Genomic DNA, 20,129 nt, shown 5'->3' with positions numbered 1-20,129 from the left:
GACCGAAACGCTCTATTTTACCGAGACACTTGGCCCCCCCTCGACCGCCAGCACCAGGCGGCGGTTGGTGATGCGCGCCAGTTGCGCCAGCCGTCCGGCAGGGCGCTCGCCGTAGAGATCGGAGAGCGAGGCTGGCAGCACCAGCGCCAGCGCGCCGTTGCCTCGGCTTTCCCATTTCAGCCGCGGCATCACGCCCGGCATCGCCGCGGTGAGCAGGTAGACCACGCGCATCATGGCCGCCAGAACGCGGGCGCGCTCGAGCAGGCGCGGCGGCGCCAGGGCCTTGATCTCGGGCGCGACGCCGTCATTGAAGATGCCGTCATGGCGATAGGCGTTGGCCAGGGCCAGATAGGCGCGGCCGGGATGGTCGACGCCGATGAAGGAGGCATGCGCGATGATGTTGAGCGATTGCCTGCCGCGATATTCGGGATGTGCGCGCCAGCCGATATCGGCGAGCAGGCAAGCGGCATGGCGGTAGCGCGTTTCGTCTTCCGTCTCGTCGATGTCGAAGGCCTTGAATGCCTTGCCTGTCCATTCGACCAGGTCATGCGCATGGTGCACCGAGCGCGAGCGCAACAGCGCCAATTCCTCGGCTGCCGAGATCAGCGGGTCGGCCTTCTGCTCCTCGGCGTCGAGCAGCGAATAGAGAAAGCCTTCGCGCACGCCCTGCGCCGAGACGACGATCTTCGAGGGTTGCATCGCCGTCATGATCTCCTGCAGCACGACGGCGCCGTAAGGCAGCAGCGAGCGGCGGTTCTTGGAAACGCCCTCGATGCCCCTCACCTTCTCGACCTCGCCCTTGGCCACCTGCCTGAGGAAGGTCTGCGCGCTGTCGGCCGAAATCTCGTAGTGATGCATGATGCCGAGCGGGTAATTGGTCATCTCCATGTGCAGCCTGGCGAGGTTTCGCCAGGTGCCGCCGACGGCGTAGAAGGCCCTGCCCTGCCCGCCCTTGAGCAGCTTTGCCCGCGCCAGTTCCTGGCGCGCGATCTTCTGCGCCTGGACGAGCGAGTTCTTGGCCATATCCTGCAGGCGCAGGCCGCCGAGCGGCAGCGTGATGCCTTCGCCGATCGACTCGCGATTGATATCGATCAGCTCAAGGCTGCCGCCGCCAAGGTCACCGGCGATGCCATTGGCCGGATGGAAGCCGGAAATGACGCCGAGCGCCGAATAATAGGCTTCCTCGCGGCCGGTGAGCACGCGGATCTCGGTCTTCAGCACCTCTTCGGCGCGGTGGATGAAATCGGGACCGTTGCCCGCCTCGCGCGCGGCGGCGGTGGCCAGCACATACATGTGCTCGGCGCCCGCCTGATCCGACAGCGCGCGGAAGCGGCGGAACTCCTCCATCGAGCGCGTCACGGCTTCGGGGTCGAGCTTGCCCGTCGAAACAATGCCGCGGCCAAGGCCGGCCAGCATCTTTTCGTTGAACAGCAGCGAGGGCGAGCGGGCCAGCCCTTCATAGACGACAAGGCGGATCGAGTTCGACCCTATGTCGATGATCGACAGCGGTCGCCGGTCCTGAAGCCGGCCCTGGGAAACTGCAATCACGCGGCGCTGTTCTTCTTGCGGCGTTTGAACTGGGCGATGCGCTTGGGCGCATGCGATTTCAGCGCGTCACCCCGTCCGGAGAGGCTCGGATTGGTCATGAAATATTCCTGCGCGTTGAACGGCTCCTCGCCCTCCTCCAGCACGACGCGCCGGGAGGTGCCGTCAGCCAATACGTCGAAACTTTGCTGGTTGTCCATGATGTTGCCCAGCATGATCTGGCCAAGCACCTGTTCATGCACAGTTGGGTTGGTGATCGGCACCAGGGTCTCGACGCGGCGGTCGAGATTGCGCGGCATCATGTCGGCGGACGAGATGTAGATGATCGCCTCGTCCGAGGGCAGGCCGTAGCCATTGCCGAAACAGTAAATGCGGCTGTGCTCGAGGAAGCGGCCGACGATCGATTTCACCCTGATGTTCTCCGAGAGACCCGGCACCTGCGGCCTCAGGCAGCAGATGCCGCGCACGACGAGGTCGATCTCGACCCCGGCCCGGCTGGCGTCGTAGAGCGCGTCGATGACGGTCGGGTCGACCAGCGCGTTCATCTTCATCCAGATGCGCGCCGGCCGTCCTTCGCGGGCATGGACGACTTCCTCGGCGATATGCTTCAGGATGCGGTTGCGCAGCGTGAAGGGCGACACGGCAAGGCGCATCTCCTCGGCCGGTTCGGCATAGCCGGTGATGAAGTTGAAGATCTGCGCGACATCGCGCGCGATCGCCGGATCGGTGGTGAAGAAGGACAGATCGGTGTAGATGCGGGCAGTGACCGGGTGGTAGTTGCCGGTGCCGAGATGGACGTAATTGCGCAGCCGGCCGTCCTCGCGACGCACCACGAGCGACATCTTGGCGTGGGTCTTCAGCTCCAGGAAGCCGAACACGACCTGGACGCCGGCGCGTTCGAGGTCGCGCGCCCAGCGGATGTTGGCCTCCTCGTCGAAGCGCGCCTTGAGCTCGACCAGCGCTGTCACCGACTTGCCGGCCTCGGCGGCGTCGATCAGCGCGCGCACGATCGGGCTGTCGTTCGAGGTGCGGTAGAGTGTCTGCTTGATCGCCACCACTTCCGGGTCGGCGGCGGCCTGGCGCAGGAACTGCACCACCACGTCGAAGGATTCGTACGGGTGGTGGACGATGATGTCCTTCTCGCGGATGGCGGCCAGGCAGTCGCCGCCATGCTCGCGGATACGCTCGGGAAAACGCGGATTGTAGGGCGTGAACTTCAGGTCGTCGCGTGGAATGGCGACGATCTCGGAAATCTGGTTGAGCGCCAGCGGACCGGTGAGCACGCTGATGCGGCTCGACGAGACGCCGAGCTCGCCGGCGACGAAATCGCGCAGCTCCGCCGGCATCAGCGTGTCGAACTCGATGCGGATCACCGAACCGCGGCGGCGCCGCTTCAGCGCCGTCTCGAACAGGCGCACGAGGTCTTCCGATTCTTCCTCCACCTCGATATCGCTGTCGCGGATGATGCGGAACGTGCCCGAGCCCTTGACCTCATAGCCGGGGAAAAGCTTGCCGATATAGATACCGACCGCTTCTTCCAGGGGTATGAAGCGCACATGGCGCTTGCGGTCCGGCAGGCGGATGAAGCGCCTGAGCGCCACCGGCAGGCGCAAGAGCGCGCTCATCTCCTCCCCGTTCTTGCGATGGCGCAATTGCAGGGCGATGGAAAAGCCGAGATTGGGGATGAAGGGAAACGGGTGGGCCGGATCGATCGACAGCGGCGTCAGCACCGGGAAGACCTGTTCCTGGAAATGCTCCTCCAGCCAGGTCTTCTCATCCTTGGTCAGCGCGTCGCGGGTGATGCTTTCGATGCCTTCCTTGTTGAGCAGGGTCATCAGCACCGAGAGGCTCTTCTGCTGGTCCTCCTGCAGGCGCTCGACCTCGCGCAGCAATTGCTCGAGCTGCTGCTCGGGGGTTCGGCCGTCCGGGCTTTTCAGCGCGATACCCTCTCGCACCTGACCGGCAAGGCCGGCAACGCGGACCATGAAGAACTCGTCGAGATTGGCGGCCGAGATCGACAGGAAGCGGACGCGTTCGAGCAGCGGGTGATGCTCGTTGAGCGACTCTTCCAGCACGCGGCGGTTGAATTGCAGCCAGGAAAACTCGCGGTTGACGAAACGGTCGGGATTGCCGCCGTCGGGGCTCGCCGCCTCGACGGTAATGAACTCGCTCTGCACCGGCTTCAGTTCGTTCATGGTTTCCCGCTCTGCCTGCAACCGTCCCTGGGAGCGCCGCATATTGCCGTCCGGCGACGCCCTAACATCTTTTTGTGACGCATGATCGTCACGGAATCGCTCCGTGCCCGGCCTCACGCGCTTAACCGGCTCAACTTATCCTCTGCCAGCCTTTTGCGACAGTTTGATTTCATCGATCTTGCAAACTGGCATGTTATGCTCCAGATGCAGGCGGGTCACACCCACTGGCCGAACCCGATTGGAGACGACGATGGCAGGCGGTAGCATTCCCCATTTCCAGAACGACGCGGGCCATCCGGTCATCGAGATCGGCGTCAAGGAATTCATGTGCACCGGCGCCAACCCGCCCTTCGATCATCCGCATGTGTTCCTCGACATGGGCGACGACAATGAAAAAGTCTGCCCCTACTGCTCGACGCTTTACCGCTATTCGCCGTCGCTGAAGGCGACGGAAACGCAGCCGGCCGGCTGCCTCTATGTCGATCAGGCTGCCTGAGCCCTTTCCCCGACCATGACTGAAACACGGTCCCGGCAAATCGTCATAGCCGGGGCAGGTATAGCCGGGCTGATGGCGGCACTTGCCTTCGCCGAGCGCGGTTTGCCGGTGAGACTGTTCGAGCAAGCCAAGCAGCTCCAGGCGGCCGGCTCCGGCCTCCAGCTGTCTCCGAACGCGACCCGCATCCTGCGCCGGCTTGGCGCACTGGACCGCCTGTTGCCCAACGCGGTCCGGCCCGAAGCGGTGGTGCTGAAGGATGCCAAAAGCCTGCGCGAGCTGGCGCGCGTGCCGCTTGGACAGGCGGCCGAGCAGCGCTGGGGCGCGCCCTATCTGGTGGCGCACCGCGCCGACCTGCAGGCGGCCCTGACGGAGGGAGTGGCGGATCGGCCCGATATCGAGCTCGTTACCGGCGCACGGGTGACAGGCATCGCCGCCGACGCGCGAAGCGTGACCGCGACGGTCGAGACCGAAGGCAAAACCATGTCGGTTGCAGCCGGTCTGCTGGTCGGAGCCGACGGCGTCTGGTCGACGGTTCGCGCACAGCTTGCGGCCCGGGACTCCGCTTTCGCGAAAAGCCGCTTCTCGGGCCGACTGGCCTGGCGCGCCACGGTGGCTGTCGACAGCCCTGCCGGGCAGGCTTTTGCCGAGATCGGAGCGGCGGGCTGCGTCACAACCTTCCTGCATCCCGGCTTCCATTTGGTCGCCTACCCGGTGAGCAAGGGCCGCACCGTCAACCTCGCCGCCTTCACCAGAGGCGAACGTATCGCGGAAGGCTGGTCGGGCCATGCCGACCCGGCCATCCTGTCCAATGCCATGCACGGCACCGCGGCGATGCTCGCAAGGCTCGTCGCGCTGGCGGGGCCGTGGACGGCGTTTCCAATGCACACTGTGCAACAACAGCGCTGGGCGGTCCCGCAAGGCATCGCGCTGATCGGCGACGCCGCGCATGCCATGACGCCGTTCGCGGCGCAGGGCGCGGCCATGGGGATCGAGGACGCCTCGATGCTCGCCAATCTGGTTGCCGATTTTCCCGGCGATCCGGCCCACAGCCTCGCCGTCTGGGAAAATCTCAGGCGGCCGCGCGTCGAAAGGGTACTCAAGCGCGGCACGCTCAATCGGCTGACCTGGCACGCCTGGGGACCGGTCGCGGTCGCCCGCAATCTGGTGCTGGCGGCGCGGCCGGCGGAAAAGCTCGCGGCGGATCTGGACTGGCTTTATGGCTGGGAGGAACGGAAGGTGGCGCGGCGGTGGGAGGGCTGAGGGCTGGGTAGGCTGGCGGAAGAAGGGCGCGAAGGGATTCGCAAATTCTGGAAGAAGCGACTGCTAATTGTACAGCCACATCGACCACCAAAGCGATACCGGCAGCGGGTTCCACCAACCCGTCCGCAGGCCGGCAATCCTCAGTCCCGCCGCCGTCCAGGTGTTGCAGCCGACCAGCGCGTTGAAATGGCCATTGGCCTCGTAGAAACGGTCATAGGTTGAATAGCCGGCGTTCTCGATGGCAACCGGCCCATCCGACCCCTGCTGAAAACTCGCCGCTATGTAGTCGAGCAGCGCCGAAAAATGCTGTTCATCCACGTCGAAGCCTGCAACGTCCGGATGCGGGTCCTTGATCGCACCGGCGACATCGACATGCATCACCGAAGCGTCAAGCGTCAGCGCTTTCAGCACCGGCATGGCCTTCAACTCAGACCAGGTCGGGGTCTCCAGATAGAAGGCGCGGCCGCCCCAGCCGAAGACGATATAGCGCGCCTCCGGCGCCTCGATCGGCAGACCGGCACCGGCCAGGAAGGCGAAGCGCCGGCGCACGCCATCGTCAAGGGGCACGGCGATATCGGTGTGGATAGGGTTCTTGAGCACCAGGATGTGGCGCGTGCCCTCGCCTGCCGCGGCGGCAGGCCAGAGCGGCCGCGGCACCAGCGTGCCGAGTGTGGCCGCAAGCACCACCGCTGCGAGCAGCATTGCAAGGTATCGCAGCGCTCTTCTCATCGGGCGCAGTAAGTCGGCCGCCTCGGGATTTCGTCATCCTCTGGCTTGACCCGAGGATCCATGCCGTGACGTCCGCCATCAGGTGCGGCGGAGTAGAATTCTGAGCCGTTGCAACGCCTTGGCGTAACAGCATGGATCCTAGGCTCTGCGCGCGTCGCTTCGCTCCTTGCTTCGCCCTGGGATGCCGACCGAGTGGGCGTGCGCTTTAGTGCAGGATCTGGCTGAGGAACAGCTTCGTGCGCTCATGGCGGGGGTGGTCGAAGAACTCGGCCGGCGTGTTCTGCTCGACGATCTGGCCCTGATCCATGAAGATCACGCGGTTGGCGACCTTGCGGGCAAAGCCCATCTCGTGGGTGACGCACAGCATCGTCATGCCTTCTTCCGCCAGGCCAACCATCGTCTCCAGCACTTCCTTGATCATCTCGGGATCGAGCGCCGAGGTCGGCTCGTCGAACAGCATGATGCGCGGGTTCATGCACAGCGAACGGGCGATCGCCACGCGCTGCTGCTGACCGCCGGAGAGCTGGCCCGGATATTTGTTGGCCTGCTCCGGGATCTTGACGCGCTTGAGGAAATGCATGGCGATTTCCTCGGCCTGCTTCTTCGGCATCTTGCGCACCCAGATCGGCGCCAGCGTGCAGTTCTCCAGGATCGTCAGATGCGGGAACAGGTTGAAATGCTGGAACACCATGCCGACCTCGCGGCGCACCTCGTCGATCTTCTTCAGATCGTTGGTGAGTTCCTTGCCGTCGACGATGATCTTGCCCTTCTGGTGCTCCTCCAGCCGGTTGATGCAGCGGATCATGGTCGACTTGCCGGAGCCGGACGGACCGCAGATGACGATGCGCTCGCCACGCATCACCTTGAGGTTGATGTCCTTCAGCACATGGAACTCGCCATACCATTTGTGCATGCCGACAATGTCGATGGCGACATCGGTGGTCGAGATGTGCATCTTCTTGGCATCGACCTTCAGGTCTTCCGCGCTGACGGCGTTTTCGGTGGTCATGGCCAATTCCCCTTATCGTTTTTCTTGATGCATGTCGTTACTCCAAACCGCGCCACAGTTTTGGGCGACAGGCATCAGCGTTTGTAGCCGGTGTCGAGCCGGCGTTCGGTGTACATTGAATAGCGCGACATGCCGAAGCACAACAGCCAGAAAACGAAGGCGGCAAAGATCAGACCGGACTTCGGGGTCTGCGGCGTCGCCCAGTTGGGGTCGGCGAAGTTCTGCTTCACCACACCGAGCAGATCGAACATCGAGATGATCAGGACCAGGCTGGTGTCCTTGAGCATGCCGATGAAGGTGTTGACGATGCCGGGGATGACCAGCTTCAGCGCCTGCGGCAGCACGATCAGGCCCATCTTCTGCCAGTAGCCAAGGCCGAGCGAGTCGGCGCCTTCATACTGGCCCTTCGGGATCGCCTGCAGCCCGCCGCGCACCACTTCCGCCATATAGGCGGCGGCAAACAGCGAAACACCGATCAGGGCCCGCAGATATTTGTCGAAGCTGACGCCTTCCGGCAGGAACAGCGGCAGCATGACGCTGGCGAAGAACAGCACCGTGATCAGCGGAATGCCGCGCACCGTTTCGATGAAGACGACGCATAGCCATTTGATGATCGGCATCTTCGAACGCCGGCCGAGCGCCAGCACGATGCCCATCGGCAGCGACACGGCAATGCCGACGAAAGACAGGCTGAGCGTGACGAGGAGCCCGCCCCAGCGCGGGGTCTCGACATGCGGCAGGCCGAACACGCCGCCGACCAGCAGGAAGAAGGCGACGATCGGCAGCGCCACGAAGAGCAGCAGGGCGTTCAGCCCCTTGCGCGGCACGCGCGGGATCAGCATCGGCACCAGCAGCGCCACAAACAGGATGGCGACCAGAATCGGCCGCCAGCGCTCCTCGACCGGATAGGTGCCGAACATGAACTGGCCGAACTTGGCGTTGACGAAGGCCCAGCAGGCGCCGGTCCAACCGTCGGGCTGGATGCCGCCTTGCGAGGCGGTGGTGCATACCGTGCGGTCCGGGCCGGTCCAAACGGCGTTGATGAAGGCCCAGTTGATGATTTGCGGCAAGACCCAAAGCACAATGGCGATGCCCAGCACCGTGAGGACGGTGTCGCCGACCGAACCGATCAGGTTCTTGCGCACCCAGGCATAGGCGCCTCGCTCGGTAGGCGGCGCCGGCTGCGCGAGCGCCATCTCGGTGCGCACCCAGGACATGTCGTGTTCCTGCATGGCCTTACCTCTCCACCAGCGCCATTCTGGCGTTGACGATGTTCATGACAAAGGACGTCACGAGACTCAGCACCAGATAGGCGATCATCATGATGAACACGCCCTCCACTGCCTGTCCGGTCTGGTTCAGCACGGTGCCGGCGGTGGCTGTCAGATCGGGATAGCCGATGGCAATGGCCAGCGAGGAGTTCTTGGTCAGGTTGAGATACTGGCTGGTGAGCGGCGGGATGACGATGCGCATCGCCTGCGGGATGACCACCAGCCGCAGGATCGGACCGGAGCGCAGGCCGAGTGCCGCTGCCGCCTCGGTCTGGCCCTTGCTGACGCCCCTGATGCCGGCGCGCACGATCTCGGCGATGAAGGCCGCGGTGTAGAAGGAGAGCGCCAGCAGAAGCGACAAAAACTCAGGCTTGATCCAGAAGCCGCCGGTCAGGTTGAAGGTCGACTGCTTCGGAAAATCGAAGGTGAGCGGCATGCCGCTGAGCAGGAAGGCAAGCACCGGCAGGCCGATGATGAGAGCGACCGACGTCCAGAACACCGGGAATTGCTGGCCGGTTGCCCGCTGCCGCTGCCGCGCCCTGTGGGCGACGAACCAGGCCATCGCGATGGCGAGCAGAAATGCGACGCCGATCAGCCAGGAACCATCTCCCCAGACGGCGCGCGGCAGATAGAAACCGCGCTGGTTGAGGAAGGAGCCGAGGGGCAGATGGATGCTCTCGCGCGGCGGCGGCAGCACGGCGAGCACACCGGAATACCAGAAAAAGATGACCAGCAGCGGCGGAATGTTGCGGAAGACCTCGACATAGATCGTGCAGATCTTGCGGATCAGCCAGTTCTGCGACAGGCGGCCTATGCCGATGAGGAAGCCGACGACAGTGGCAAGCACGATGCCGGCGACGGCAATGATGATCGTATTGAGCAAACCGACGACCAGCGCGCGGAAATAGGTCGAGTCGGACGTGTAGGCGATTGGCGTGTCGGAGATGTCGAAGCCGGCCCTGCTCTTCAGGAAGCCGAAGCCCGAGGCAATGTGCAGGCGCTGGAGGTTTTCGATGACGTTGTGAACGATCCACCAGATCGAGCTGAACAGAAGGATCACGACCAGCGTCTGAAAGAACAGGCTGCGTATTCTCGGGTCATTGATAAAGGAGCCGCGGCTCGGCTCCTCGCGAAGGATTTCCTGCGAAGCCATGGACCGTCCCCTGGAAAGAGAAACCGGGAGACAGACAACCTGCCTCCCGGATCACGTTTCGATCAGCGGATCGGCGGGCCGTATTGCAGGCCGCCCTTGGTCCACAGCGCGTTGATCCCTCGCGCGATCTTGAGCGGGCTGCCGGAGCCGACATTGCGCTCGAACATTTCGCCGTAGTTGCCGACAGCCTTGACGATGTTCACGACCCAGTCGTTGGAAAGGCCGAGATCGGCGCCGTACTTGCCGTCCGGCTCGGTGCCGAGAAGGCGCTGGATGTTCGGATCGGTCGAGGTCTTCATCTCCTCGACATTCGCCTGGGTGATGCCGGCTTCCTCGGCGTTGAGCAGCGCGAAATAGGTCCAGCGCGCGATATGCGCCCACTGATCGTCGCCCTGGCGCACGGCCGGGCCGAGCGGCTCCTTGGAGATGATCTCGGGCAGCACGACGTGATCGGCCGGCGAGGACAGCGTCAGGCGGATGCCATAGAGGCCGGACTGGTCGGTGGTGTAGGCATCGCAGCGGCCGGCATCGTAAGCGGCGTTGACCTCTTCCAGCTTCTCGAACACGACGGGATTGTATTCCATCTTGTTCTTCTTGAAGTAGTCAGCGAGGTTCAGCTCGGTCGTGGTGCCGCTCTGCACGCAGACGGCGGCCCCGGAAAGCTGCAGAGCGGAGTTCACGCCCGGCAGCTTCTTGGCGTTGATCATGAAGCCCTGGCCGTCATAGTAGGTGACGCCGACAAAATCGAGGCCGAGCGCGCTATCGCGGTTGCTGGTCCAGGTGGTGTTGCGCGACAGGAGGTCGATCTCGCCCGACTGCAGCGCGGTGAAACGCTCCTTGGCGCTGAGCGGCGTGAACTTGACCTTGGAGGCGTCACCGAAAACGGCGGCCGCAACGGCGCGGCAGAAGTCCGCGTCGATGCCTTTCCAGTCACCCTTGTCGTCCGGGGCCGAAAAGCCGGCAAGACCGGTCGAGACGCCGCACTGAAGAAAGCCCTTCTGCTTCACGGTGTCGAGCGTGCCTGCCGAAGCGGCGGACGCCATGAACCCGAGCGAGGCGGCGCCAAGAATGCCGATTGCAATGTGTTTCATGACCCACATACCCTTTTCTGTTACAGGCGCCCCTGCTGCCAGGCGACCCTTGATCTTTTTTCGTTTGTGAATGCAGCTCCCACTTAAGGCCCGCTCCCGGACCCGCATCGGTAGCCGATGCGCTGCCTCCCATTCACGAAACGCATCGAAGGCGATTATTCCCGTGAGGTCAAGGGAAATGACCGAAACCCCAAAGGTTTGAAAAGCAATTGCCGCAAATGCCTGAATTGCGGACAAGAGCCCATGAAATCGGCAGGCGATGCGAACAAATCAGTCAAGTTGCAACGGGGCGAATCTATGAGCCGGCGGCCGAATCCGCTTCGGCAATAGCGGTGCTTTATTGGGCGCGGGCGGGCTAGGATTGGCCCAGCCGAAGACCGGCTTTTGGCGGGCCTGACGCGGTTGCACGGGCTCGGTCGCCGCTTTATGGCTGGTCCCCTGAAATCATTCGGCCCCTTACATCAATTGCTGGCGACGAACCATGGCTAAAGACGGCATCGAAATGGGCACCAACACGCTGCTTGCCCATTCTGGCAACAACCCGCGTGACTATTTCGGCTTCGTCAACCCGCCGGTCGTGCACGCCTCGACGGTGCTTTACGCCGATGCTGCCTCGATGGCCGGACGCAGCCAGAAATACACTTACGGCACGCGCGGCACGCCGACGATGGATGCGCTCACGCTCGCCGTCGACGCGCTGGAAGGCTCGGCCGGCACCATCGCGGTGCCTTCGGGACTGGCGGCGGTGACGGTGCCGCTGCTCGCCTTCCTCGCCGCCGGCGACCATCTGCTGATCGTCGACAGCGTCTACCACCCGACGCGCCACTTCGCCGACACGATGCTGAAGCGACTCGGGGTGGAGGTCGAGTATTACGAGCCGCGCATCGGCGCCGGCATTTCTTCGCTGATCAGGCCCAACACCAGGGTGGTGTTCACCGAATCGCCGGGATCGAACACCTACGAGGTCCAGGACATACCGGCGATCGCCAAGGCGGCGCATGAAGCCAGCGCCATCGTGATGATGGACAACACCTGGGCGACGCCGCTCTATTTCAAGCCGCTCGACCATGGCGTCGACATCTCGATCCAGGCGGCGACGAAATATCCGGCCGGCCATTCCGACGTGCTGCTTGGCCTGGTTTCGGCCAACGAGACATATTGGAAGCAGCTCTATGATGGCTTCTGCACTCTGGGTTGCTGTTCGGGACCCGACGACATCTATCAGGTGCTGCGGGGCCTGCGCACGATGGGGGTGCGGCTCGAGTATCACCGCAAGTCCGCGCTCGATATAGCGCGCTGGCTTGAAGAGCAGCCGGGCGTCGCACAGGTGCTGCACCCGGCTCTGGAAAGCCATCCCGACCATGCGCTGTGGAAGCGCGATTTCTGCGGCTCGAGCGGCGTCTTCTCGATCGTCCTCGAGGGTGGCGGCCAGAAGGCCCAGCACGCCTTCCTCGACGCGCTCAAGATCTTCGGCCTTGGCTATTCCTGGGGCGGCTATGAGAGTCTCGCCGTTCCGGTCTTCCTGGGCGACCGCACGCTTGCCAAGGGTTCGTATGCCGGTTCGCTGATCCGCCTGCAGATCGGGCTGGAAGATGTCGAGGACCTCAAGGCCGACATCGCGCGTGGGCTGGCCGCGGCGGCTGCCGCCGAGTAACGAGCTGATCGGCGGAAGATTCCAACCGGACAAGTCTCTGCCGGAGCACCCACTCAGGAACCTTTTGTAGGCCGGGAGCCGGCGACATGGCGCTGATGCGCCGGGCGCTTGCGCGCGATCCGGGTGCGTGCCGCGCCAGCAGCCAATCGAGCGAGGCGCGCCGCGCCTCGCTCGATTTAGTGATGGTCGTGATCCTTGTGCCTGTGCCGGTGCGCTGCCTGTTTTGCCCGGTTGCCGCAGGCAGCCATGCTACACCAGCGGCGCCGGTGCCCGCGGGTATGGTCAGCAAAAAGCAGCGTACAGGCCGGCCCCTCGCAAGCCTTTACATGTGAAAAATCCTCGGTGCAGACGAGTCTGGCCAGCGCCTCTCCGATCGGCAGAAGGAGCGCCTCGGGCGTGCGCCACTTGCGAGCCGTCTGAAGTACGAGCGCTCCGCCGCCGGCGGGCGCGATCCGGCTGAAGCTCTCGTCGCGTTCCAGCAGGCGGTTGAGCGGGTCGAGCTCCGCCAGATCGGCGCCCATCAGCGCCCGCCCCTTATGCCCGTGCACAAAGCCCCTGAACCATTCGCGCAATTGCCGCGCTTGATCGGCGACCTTGTCGAGTTCGCCGGGCAGCGCCTGGGCGCGAATCGTCGCCAGCACTTCCGCCGGCACCAGCCGCGCCTGCCCCAGCCAGTCCAGCAGGCCCTCGCCGTCGTCGATCCAATCGATTGGCGTGTCGAGCGGGGTCGCGATCGAGTTCAGAAAATCGAGGCCGGGCGCGTCGCCGACAAAAAGCGCGGGTGAGCGAACCATCGAAACTTCCTTTCCACGCCAAGCGGCTTCCGCCGTGGCGTCCAATCGTGAACACGACTCCGTGATAACCGGTTCGGACCTTCTTGACAAGTTATACCTCCAGGCGTAACCGTTCTAAATCAATCAATATGGTTATTAACCCGACGAGAGGAAGCGACATGTCCGCGAAGCAAGTGAATATCGTGCTGGTTCATGGCGCCTGGGCGGACGGATCGAGTTGGGCCAAGGTCATCGCGGCGCTGGCCGCGCAAGGCTTCAATGTCGTGGCTGCGCCGCTGCCGCTGACGTCGTTCCAGGACGACGTTGCCGCGCTCGACCGGGCGCTGGAGCGCATCGAGGGGTCAATCATCCTGGTTGGGCACGCCTATGCCGGCGCCGTGATCGGCGCCACACGAAGCGAGAAGGTTAAGGCGCTGGTCTATATCGCAGCGCTCGCGCCGGACGAAGGCGAGACGGTGGCAGACGTTTTCACCCGCGCCGAACCGCACGCAAAGGCTCCGAAACTCACGCCGGACGCGCATGGATTGATCTATTTGCCCGATGAGGCCTTTGCGGCAGCCTTTGCGCAAAACGCCTCGACACAGGATCTGTCCGTGCTGCGCGCGGTCCAGCGGCCCATCTCGCCGGCCTGCATCACGGTTCCCGTGGCGCGGCCGCTGTGGCGCGATCGGCCGGCATGGTTCCTGGTCGCCGAGGCGGACCGCATGATCGCCGCCGAAACCCAGCGCTTCATGGCGGCACGCATGAAGGCGCAAACACGTCAGCAGCCGCTGGACCACACACCGATGGTCACCGCGCCCGACGCCGTCGTCGAGATCATTGTCGAGGCCGCCCGAGGCTGATGTTCGGCCTTCGAGTAACCGTCTAATATATATCAATTCAGTTATGGAGAGAAAAATGACCGCTTACAGGACAGCGAATGTCGACGGCTTCAACATCTTCTATCGCGAAGCCGGCCAGCCCGACGCGCCGAAACTGCTTCTGCTGCATGGCTTTCCGAGCTCGGGCCATATGTTCCGCGATCTCATTCCGCTGCTCGCCGACCGTTTCCATATCGTCGCGCCCGATCTGCCGGGCTTCGGCCGTTCCGACATGCCGCAGGCCAGCGACTTCACCTACACCTTCGACCGCATCGCCGCGATCATCGACCGCTTCACCGAAGTTGTCGGCTTCGACCGCTACGCCATCTATGTCTTCGACTATGGCGCACCGACCGGGTTCCGGCTGGCGGTAAAGCATCCCGAGCGCATCGCCGCGATCATTTCGCAGAACGGTAACGCCTATGAGGAAGGTCTGAGCGACGGCTGGAACCCTATCCAGACCTATTGGCGGGATCCTTCGCCCGCCAACCGCGAAGCGTTGCGGGGCTTCCTCAAGCCGGAAGCGGTTGCCTGGCAATACACGCATGGCGCCCCGGCGGACATGGTCGCGCCCGACGGGCATTCGCTGGACAGCTTCTATCTCGCCCGCCCCGGCAATGAGGAAGTTCAGCTCGACCTCTTCGGCGACTACAAGAGCAACGTCGCGCTCTACCCGGCCTTCCAGGCCTATTTCCGCGCGCACAGACCGCCCCTCCTGGCGGTGTGGGGCAAGAACGACCCCTTCTTCCTGCCGCCGGGTGCCGAGGCATTCAAACGCGACATACCGGACGCGGTCGTGCGCTTCCTCGACACCGGCCATTTCGCCCTCGAAACCCACGCCGGGGACATCGCCGCCGCCATCCGCGACTTCCTCGGCTGATCAGGAAGGAGAAACTCGCCATGCCGAGATCCGTCGCCGTCGTCACCGGAGCCAGCCAGGGCATCGGCCAGGCGACCGCCATCCGACTGGCGCGGGACTTTCCCGCGCTGGTACTGGTCGCCCGCAACCGGGCGAAGCTGGAGGAAACAGCCGAAGTCGCGAAAGCTGCCGGCGGCGAGGTGCTGGTCATCGATGCCGACCTCGCCCGGCCGGACGCCGCGCAGGCTGTGGTTGACCGGACGCTCGCCGCCTTCGGGCGTATCGACGCGCTGCTCAACATCGCCGGCGCCGTGCCGCAGGTCGACCTCTTCGACATGACCGATGAGCAATGGGACGCCGGCCTGGCGCTGAAGCTGCATGGCGCCCGGCGGCTGACCGTCGCGGCATGGCCGGCGCTGAAGGCGGCCGGCGGCTCGGTGGTGCTGATGTCGGGCAATTCGGCGCTGGTTCCCAAGGCGTCTTATGCGGCGGTCGGAACCATCAACGCGGCGATCGTGGCGCTCGCCAAGGCTTTCTCCGACCGCGGCATCGCCGACGGCGTGCAGGTCAACAGCGTACTGCCAGGTCCGGTGATGACGGGACGACGGCGATCCTATCTCGAGCACTGGGCGCCGCTGCATAAGATGAGCGTCGAGGAAGCGACGGCCAATTTCCCCAAGGAAGCCGGCATCGCGCGCTACGGTAAGCCGGAGGAGATCGCCGAGCTGATGGCCTTCCTTGTCTCGTCCGCAGCTCACTGGATGACCGGCTCGACGCTGCGCATGGACGGCGGCGAGGTGAAGTCTGTTTAACTTGAAGCGTCGATCGCAAAGGAGGATGGACCGATGATTGCATGGGACCGTGTAACCCGCGCTCATGTCTTGCGCGCGATGGAAGACTACGACCGGCTGGGGCCTGAACGGTTCTTTGCCGAACATGGCTTTGCCCCGACCACCACTTATGAGCTGGCCTTGGAAGACCGCCTCTACCCGCCGAAGGCGATCTTGGGCACGGCCTATGAGTTCGCCACCGGCGTGCGGCTCGCCTCCGGTGATTTCGAGGGCGGCAAGAGCGGCGCGGTCAAGGTGCTCGGTAAATTGGGCTTCGCTGCACGGCCCAAGCAGAGTTAGCGTCGCCGGCGGTTCCCTGATCGAATCCGCAAACCATCGTAACGCCTTGACGCGATTGACAAAGGCAAAGCCGCTGGCGGCATGTGCTTTGAAGCGCGCCGTGAAATAATATTTTCTCCGGCCGCGAATATGCGGATTGGCTTGGCTTCCAAATCCGCGACTTCGGCGTCATTGCGAGCAACGCAATTCCACCCATTCGATCCAGGGCCTGCCATGGCGTTTCGCCTTTTCGTTCCGATCCTTGCCGGCGCGACGCTTCGCGAACGGCTGCTCGCCTGCATCGGCGCGACCATCGGCATCGCGCTCACCGGCATGATCAGCGGACTCGCGACGGGCAGCGGTCCGCTTGTGGCGATGCTGGTGGCGCCGATGGGCGCGTCCGCGGTGCTGCTCTTTGCCGTTCCGTCGAGCCCGTTGGCGCAGCCCTGGTCGATCGTCGGAGGCAACACGATTTCGGCGCTGGTTGGAGTGACGGTGGCGCATTTTGTGCATGACACGGTGATCGCCTCCGGCCTCGCGGTGGCGCTTGCGATCGCCGCCATGTCGTTCACCCGCTGCCTGCATCCGCCGGGAGGGGCTGCTGCGCTGACCGGCGTGATCGGCGGGCCGGCCGTTGCGGCCGCCGGCTTCCTGTTCCCCTTCGTGCCGGTGGCGCTGAACTCCATCGTGCTGGTGGCGCTCGGCCTCCTCTTCCACAAGCTGTCGCGGCGCAACTATCCCCATGTGCACGTGCCGGTCGCCAGTGGTCACGGCACGGCCGATCGGCCGCCGGCCGAGCGCGTCGGCTTCCGGCCCGAGGATGTCGATGCGGCGCTCTTGGCGCTCGACGAAACCTTCGACATCGACCGCGACGACCTGGAGCGTCTGCTGCGCCAGGTCGAGTTGCAGGCGATGGTGCGCTCGCAACGCACGCTGCTTTGCCGGGACATCATGTCCCGCGATGTGATCTCGCTGCCGGTGACGGCTTCAGCAGACGAGGCGCGCAATCTTTTGATCGACCACAACATCCGCACGTTGCCGGTCGTCGACGCGGAAGGACGGCTCACCGGCGCAATCGGCCTGCGCGAGCTGACGAAAGCGACCGGCACGGTGGGAGAAGTGATGTCGAAAGCAAGCACCGCTTTGCCCGACATGCCGGCGATGAGCCTGCTGCCGACGCTGACCGACGGGCGCAGTCATGCGGTGGTGATCGTCGATGGCGGCCGGCATATACTCGGGCTGATCACGCAGACCGACCTACTGGCGGCGGCCGCTCGCATGCAGCAAGCAGGCGAGGCGCCGTTGAAAGCGGTGGCCTAGGAGCGCCGAGCCGCTTCAGGCGAGGCGTTAGCCAGGCAAGCCGGCCGCTTGGTCGAGACCGCGCGTGGCCTTGTCCGGCCGGGCGACATGCGCCCATGAACCGTCATAGACCGCCTGCCTTCGCTCGATCCAGGCGCTCAAGCCTTCGCGCAGGTCTGCTGTCGGGGCCACGCGGGCGAATTGCTCAGCCTCTACCAGCAAGCCTTCCGCGATGCTCGAGTTGACGCCACGCGCCACCGCTGTGAGGATGCTGGCGACCGCCGTCTGCGAATGACTGACGATGCGGCGGGCAAGGTCAAAGGCCGCCTGCATCAGTTCTTTGTGCGGTACGACCCGGTTGACCAGGCCAAGCTCGGCGGCGCGTCCGGCCGAAAATGTCTCGCCGGTCAACAGCAGCTCCAGCGCGCGCTTGCGGCCGGCAAGCCGCGGCAGGCGCTGCGTGCCGCCGAAAGTCGGCGGCATGGCAAGCTTGATCTCCGGCTTGGCAAACAAGGCGCGGTCGCTGGCGACGGCCAGCGGCACCGCCTCCGTGATCTCGCAGCCGCCGCCAAAGGCGAGGCCGTTGACGGCGGCGATCACCGGCTTGCGGAACGCTTCCAGCCTCGCCGTCAGACGCTGGCCGCGCATGACGAAATCGCGCAGCGCGGCATCGGTGCCCTCGGCCACGCTCAACGAGAATTCGTGGATATCGCCGCCGGCGGAAAAGGCGCGCTCCCCTGCCCCTGTGAGGATGACGGCGCGCACGTCATCATCGGTCTCGATCAGGTCGAGGCGCGAAAGCAGCCGGTCGATCAGCGCGTAATTCAGCGCGTTCAGCTTGTCGGGGCGGTTGAGGGTGAGGATCGCGACGCGGTCACGCGTCTCGCTCAGCACAAGGTCGGTCATGGCTTTATCCTTTCCAGCGGTCCGGGGGATAAGGAGCAGGCTTTCGATTGCTTGTATATTCACTAGTCGGTATACTTGCAGGATGAGCGAAAAGCCCAATCCCACCCGAAAACGCCTTGTCGATGCGGCGACCAAGCTCTTCTATGCCGAAGGCATAGGCCGCGTCAGCGTCGACGCCGTGGCCGAAAAGGCCGGACTTACCAAGCGCACGCTCTACTACCATTTCAAGAGCAAGGACGACCTGATCGCGGCCTATCTCGATGGGCGCGACCAACCCAATCTCGAGCAGATGGCGGGCTGGTTCGACGCGGCGGATGGCGGCGCGGACAAAAAGGTCGAGGCGATCTTCACCAACCTGGCGCGGGTGGCACGCCATCCCAAATGGAAGGGCTGCGGCTTCCTGCGCACGGCGGCCGAGTTGGCGGCGACGCCCGGGCATCCGGCGGTAAAGGCTGGAGCGCGCCACAAGACCAATTTCGAGAAATGGCTGGCCGGTGCCCTTTCAAGCCACGATGTCGCCCAGGCGAAAATGCTGGCGCGTGAGATCGTGCTTTTGATGGACGGCGCCTTTTCCAGCATGCTGATCCATCACAATCCCGACTACGTCAACGCCGCCGGCCATGCCGCCGCGACGCTGATACGGGCGCGGATGGCAGGCAAACACGTAGCTTAGATCGTGGACGTTCCCGGCGCATCGATTGAGGTGTCCGAGGGGGCAGCCTCGTCAGGACAGGGCCAGCCAGGCGGTGCCGGCGTCAGTAGGCCGACCTTAGCTGCGAGGCGACTTGACCGCGGGTAGCAAACAAGGCCCCGGAGGGCCTTGTCGCAACACGTTGATTGAAGGGCCCCGCGGTTACTTTCCCGCCAACTGCTTGGCATTCTCCGAAGTGATGGCGGTGGTATCGACAGTCACCGTCGCATCCACCGATGTCGCGCAGTCGAGCAGGATCTTCTTCGACATCTCGATCGCTTCCTTGGCGCCGGTCGGGTAAGTGAAGGTCGCCGCCCAATCGCCTTTGGCCACCGCCTCGATGCCGCCGGCCGGCCCAGGCAGGCCGTCGGTGCCGATGATCTTGACGTCCTTGCCGGCACCCTTGGCGGCCAGCAGCGCGCCCGCCGCCATCATGTCGTTCGAGGCATAGAGGACCTTGATGTCGGGATGCGCCTGCAGCATCGCGGCAAAGGCGGTCTGGGCTTTATCCGGAACCCAGTCGGCGGCCTGCTCGGCGACGATCTGGATCTTTGAGTTCGCCTTCACGCCTTCCTTGAAGCCGTTGAGACGCTCCACCGCCGGCGTCGAGCTCGGCAGGCCTTCCAGCACCGCCGCCTCGCCGCCGTCGGGCAACAGCTTCGTCGCCGTGAACTTGCCGGCTTCCTCGGCGATCTTGAAATTATCGCCGCCGATGAAGGCGGTGTAGTCTTTGCCGGGATCGCCTACCGTCTTGCGGTCGAGCTCGATCACCGGAATGCCGGCATCCATGGCGCGCTTGACGGCTGGCGTCAGCGGCGCGGCCTCGAAGGGCGAGATCAGCAGGACATCGACCTTCTGGGTGATGAAATTGTCGACCTGGGAGGTCTGCGTGTTGACGTTGCCGGCACCGTCGGCGATCTGCAGCGTGAAGCCCGGCACTTCCTTGGCCGCCGCCGTCAGCTCGTCGTTGACGTGCTGGCGATAGGGCTCGGCATTGTTGGCCTGTGAAAAGCCGATGACGAACTGGCCGTCCTTGGCGCAGGCCTTCACCAGCGGCTCGGCCGCCTGGGCCGCGCCGGCGATGCAAAGGCCGGCACCGGCCAGCAACGCGGCCCGAAGGACGCGCGATCCTCTCAGTGTGGTTCTCATGTTCAGTCTCCTCCTTGTCCGGCTCGGGTGCCAGACTTTTGGTTGCTCTCTCGGGACGC

Annotated in this window: 19 protein-coding genes; 9 read left to right on the top strand and 10 right to left on the bottom strand. The window is 64.3% G+C overall.

Annotated features, from left to right (window positions below; all coding sequences use genetic code 11):
* Positions 1 to 12: 12 nt before the first annotated feature.
* Entirely contained in the window at positions 13 to 1,548 is a 1,536-nt protein-coding gene (gene ppx, locus EN862_RS16855; RefSeq protein ID WP_127865394.1) for an exopolyphosphatase, read from the bottom strand.
* On the bottom strand, positions 1,545 to 3,740 hold the full coding sequence (locus EN862_RS16850) for an RNA degradosome polyphosphate kinase (RefSeq protein WP_127865393.1): 2,196 nt from the start codon (positions 3,738 to 3,740) through the stop codon (positions 1,545 to 1,547). The genes ppx and EN862_RS16850 overlap by 4 nt, the downstream gene beginning before the upstream one ends.
* A 250-nt stretch (positions 3,741 to 3,990) precedes the next feature.
* Here EN862_RS16850 and EN862_RS16845 point away from each other — a divergent pair, with 250 nt between their 5' ends.
* The gene (locus tag EN862_RS16845) at positions 3,991 to 4,236 is read left to right on the top strand and encodes a zinc-finger domain-containing protein (RefSeq protein WP_027169907.1); all 246 of its coding nucleotides are present in this window, start codon (positions 3,991 to 3,993) and stop codon (positions 4,234 to 4,236) included.
* Positions 4,237 to 4,251: 15 nt separating this feature from the next.
* A complete protein-coding gene (locus EN862_RS16840; RefSeq protein WP_127865392.1) occupies positions 4,252 to 5,496 on the top strand; it encodes an FAD-dependent monooxygenase in 1,245 nt (414 codons plus the stop codon).
* Positions 5,497 to 5,559: 63 nt separating this feature from the next.
* On the opposite strand, the gene EN862_RS16835 is transcribed toward EN862_RS16840, so the two are convergent.
* From EN862_RS16835 to EN862_RS16815, 5 genes are all read right to left on the bottom strand, one after another.
* Entirely contained in the window at positions 5,560 to 6,225 is a 666-nt protein-coding gene (locus EN862_RS16835) for a TIGR02117 family protein (protein WP_127865391.1), read from the bottom strand.
* A gap of 205 nt (positions 6,226 to 6,430) precedes the next feature.
* Positions 6,431 to 7,234 carry an amino acid ABC transporter ATP-binding protein gene (locus EN862_RS16830; protein WP_095819976.1) on the bottom strand — a complete coding sequence of 268 codons (804 nt, stop codon included), beginning with the start codon at positions 7,232 to 7,234 and terminating at the stop codon, positions 6,431 to 6,433.
* Between the two features lie 74 nt (positions 7,235 to 7,308).
* Entirely contained in the window at positions 7,309 to 8,466 is a 1,158-nt protein-coding gene (locus EN862_RS16825) for an amino acid ABC transporter permease (RefSeq protein WP_127865390.1), read from the bottom strand.
* A gap of 4 nt (positions 8,467 to 8,470) precedes the next feature.
* Positions 8,471 to 9,658 (bottom strand): amino acid ABC transporter permease, encoded by a 1,188-nt coding sequence (locus EN862_RS16820; protein ID WP_127865389.1) that lies wholly within the window; start codon positions 9,656 to 9,658, stop codon positions 8,471 to 8,473.
* A 62-nt stretch (positions 9,659 to 9,720) separates the two neighbouring features.
* Entirely contained in the window at positions 9,721 to 10,749 is a 1,029-nt protein-coding gene (locus EN862_RS16815; RefSeq protein WP_127865388.1) for an amino acid ABC transporter substrate-binding protein, read from the bottom strand.
* A 481-nt stretch (positions 10,750 to 11,230) separates the two neighbouring features.
* Between EN862_RS16815 and EN862_RS16810 the strand changes: the two genes are divergently transcribed.
* Complete coding sequence (locus tag EN862_RS16810) at positions 11,231 to 12,403, top strand: cystathionine beta-lyase (RefSeq protein WP_127865387.1); 1,173 nt, start codon at positions 11,231 to 11,233, stop codon at positions 12,401 to 12,403.
* Positions 12,404 to 12,579: 176 nt separating this feature from the next.
* Here EN862_RS16810 and EN862_RS16805 read toward each other — a convergent pair whose 3' ends face one another.
* Positions 12,580 to 13,197, bottom strand: a complete 618-nt coding sequence (locus EN862_RS16805; RefSeq protein WP_127865496.1) for an ABATE domain-containing protein — start codon at positions 13,195 to 13,197, stop codon at positions 12,580 to 12,582.
* A 158-nt stretch (positions 13,198 to 13,355) separates the two neighbouring features.
* On the opposite strand from EN862_RS16805, the gene EN862_RS16800 reads away from it, so the two are divergent.
* The 5 genes from EN862_RS16800 to EN862_RS16780 all read left to right on the top strand — a co-directional run bounded on the left by EN862_RS16800 (position 13,356) and on the right by EN862_RS16780 (position 17,345).
* On the top strand, positions 13,356 to 14,039 hold the full coding sequence (locus EN862_RS16800) for an alpha/beta hydrolase (protein WP_127865386.1): 684 nt from the start codon (positions 13,356 to 13,358) through the stop codon (positions 14,037 to 14,039).
* 55 nt (positions 14,040 to 14,094) lie between these two features.
* Complete coding sequence (locus EN862_RS16795; RefSeq protein WP_127865385.1) at positions 14,095 to 14,937, top strand: alpha/beta hydrolase; 843 nt, start codon at positions 14,095 to 14,097, stop codon at positions 14,935 to 14,937.
* Between the two features lie 20 nt (positions 14,938 to 14,957).
* Positions 14,958 to 15,728 (top strand): SDR family oxidoreductase, encoded by a 771-nt coding sequence (locus EN862_RS16790; RefSeq protein WP_127865384.1) that lies wholly within the window; start codon positions 14,958 to 14,960, stop codon positions 15,726 to 15,728.
* 33 nt (positions 15,729 to 15,761) lie between these two features.
* Complete coding sequence (locus EN862_RS16785) at positions 15,762 to 16,046, top strand: hypothetical protein (protein WP_127865383.1); 285 nt, start codon at positions 15,762 to 15,764, stop codon at positions 16,044 to 16,046.
* Positions 16,047 to 16,259: 213 nt separating this feature from the next.
* The gene (locus EN862_RS16780; RefSeq protein WP_127865382.1) at positions 16,260 to 17,345 is read left to right on the top strand and encodes an HPP family protein; all 1,086 of its coding nucleotides are present in this window, start codon (positions 16,260 to 16,262) and stop codon (positions 17,343 to 17,345) included.
* Between the two features lie 27 nt (positions 17,346 to 17,372).
* Here the strand turns inward: EN862_RS16780 and EN862_RS16775 are convergent, their stop codons facing one another.
* On the bottom strand, positions 17,373 to 18,230 hold the full coding sequence (locus EN862_RS16775; RefSeq protein ID WP_127865381.1) for a crotonase/enoyl-CoA hydratase family protein: 858 nt from the start codon (positions 18,228 to 18,230) through the stop codon (positions 17,373 to 17,375).
* A gap of 82 nt (positions 18,231 to 18,312) precedes the next feature.
* Between EN862_RS16775 and EN862_RS16770 the strand changes: the two genes are divergently transcribed.
* Entirely contained in the window at positions 18,313 to 18,903 is a 591-nt protein-coding gene (locus EN862_RS16770) for a TetR/AcrR family transcriptional regulator (protein WP_127865380.1), read from the top strand.
* A 180-nt stretch (positions 18,904 to 19,083) separates the two neighbouring features.
* Here EN862_RS16770 and EN862_RS16765 read toward each other — a convergent pair whose 3' ends face one another.
* On the bottom strand, positions 19,084 to 20,070 hold the full coding sequence (locus EN862_RS16765) for a substrate-binding domain-containing protein (protein WP_127227287.1): 987 nt from the start codon (positions 20,068 to 20,070) through the stop codon (positions 19,084 to 19,086).
* Between the last annotated feature and the right edge of the window lie 59 nt (positions 20,071 to 20,129).

The sequence above is a fragment of the Mesorhizobium sp. M2E.F.Ca.ET.219.01.1.1 genome, assembly GCF_004016445.2.
Taxonomy (GTDB): Bacteria; Pseudomonadota; Alphaproteobacteria; order Rhizobiales; family Rhizobiaceae; genus Mesorhizobium.
This window is presented reverse-complemented; position numbering and strand designations above follow the sequence as displayed.

Bases quoted from the DNA above. Each gene is read 5' to 3' on its own strand.
- EN862_RS16775 (WP_127865381.1), bottom strand. From the start codon at position 18,230: ATGACCGACCTTGTGCTGAGCGAGACGCGTGACCGCGTCGCGATCCTC.
- EN862_RS16835 (WP_127865391.1), bottom strand. From the start codon at position 6,225: ATGAGAAGAGCGCTGCGATACCTTGCAATGCTGCTCGCAGCGGTGGTG.
- EN862_RS16845 (WP_027169907.1), top strand. From the start codon at position 3,991: ATGGCAGGCGGTAGCATTCCCCATTTCCAGAACGACGCGGGCCATCCG.
- EN862_RS16805 (WP_127865496.1), bottom strand. From the start codon at position 13,197: ATGGTTCGCTCACCCGCGCTTTTTGTCGGCGACGCGCCCGGCCTCGAT.
- EN862_RS16840 (WP_127865392.1), top strand. From the start codon at position 4,252: ATGACTGAAACACGGTCCCGGCAAATCGTCATAGCCGGGGCAGGTATA.
- EN862_RS16800 (WP_127865386.1), top strand. From the start codon at position 13,356: ATGTCCGCGAAGCAAGTGAATATCGTGCTGGTTCATGGCGCCTGGGCG.
- EN862_RS16770 (WP_127865380.1), top strand. From the start codon at position 18,313: ATGAGCGAAAAGCCCAATCCCACCCGAAAACGCCTTGTCGATGCGGCG.
- EN862_RS16830 (WP_095819976.1), bottom strand. From the start codon at position 7,234: ATGACCACCGAAAACGCCGTCAGCGCGGAAGACCTGAAGGTCGATGCC.
- EN862_RS16815 (WP_127865388.1), bottom strand. From the start codon at position 10,749: ATGAAACACATTGCAATCGGCATTCTTGGCGCCGCCTCGCTCGGGTTC.
- EN862_RS16795 (WP_127865385.1), top strand. From the start codon at position 14,095: ATGACCGCTTACAGGACAGCGAATGTCGACGGCTTCAACATCTTCTAT.
- EN862_RS16820 (WP_127865389.1), bottom strand. From the start codon at position 9,658: ATGGCTTCGCAGGAAATCCTTCGCGAGGAGCCGAGCCGCGGCTCCTTT.
- EN862_RS16785 (WP_127865383.1), top strand. From the start codon at position 15,762: ATGATTGCATGGGACCGTGTAACCCGCGCTCATGTCTTGCGCGCGATG.
- EN862_RS16850 (WP_127865393.1), bottom strand. From the start codon at position 3,740: ATGAACGAACTGAAGCCGGTGCAGAGCGAGTTCATTACCGTCGAGGCG.
- EN862_RS16825 (WP_127865390.1), bottom strand. From the start codon at position 8,466: ATGCAGGAACACGACATGTCCTGGGTGCGCACCGAGATGGCGCTCGCG.
- EN862_RS16765 (WP_127227287.1), bottom strand. From the start codon at position 20,070: ATGAGAACCACACTGAGAGGATCGCGCGTCCTTCGGGCCGCGTTGCTG.
- EN862_RS16780 (WP_127865382.1), top strand. From the start codon at position 16,260: ATGGCGTTTCGCCTTTTCGTTCCGATCCTTGCCGGCGCGACGCTTCGC.
- EN862_RS16790 (WP_127865384.1), top strand. From the start codon at position 14,958: ATGCCGAGATCCGTCGCCGTCGTCACCGGAGCCAGCCAGGGCATCGGC.
- EN862_RS16810 (WP_127865387.1), top strand. From the start codon at position 11,231: ATGGCTAAAGACGGCATCGAAATGGGCACCAACACGCTGCTTGCCCAT.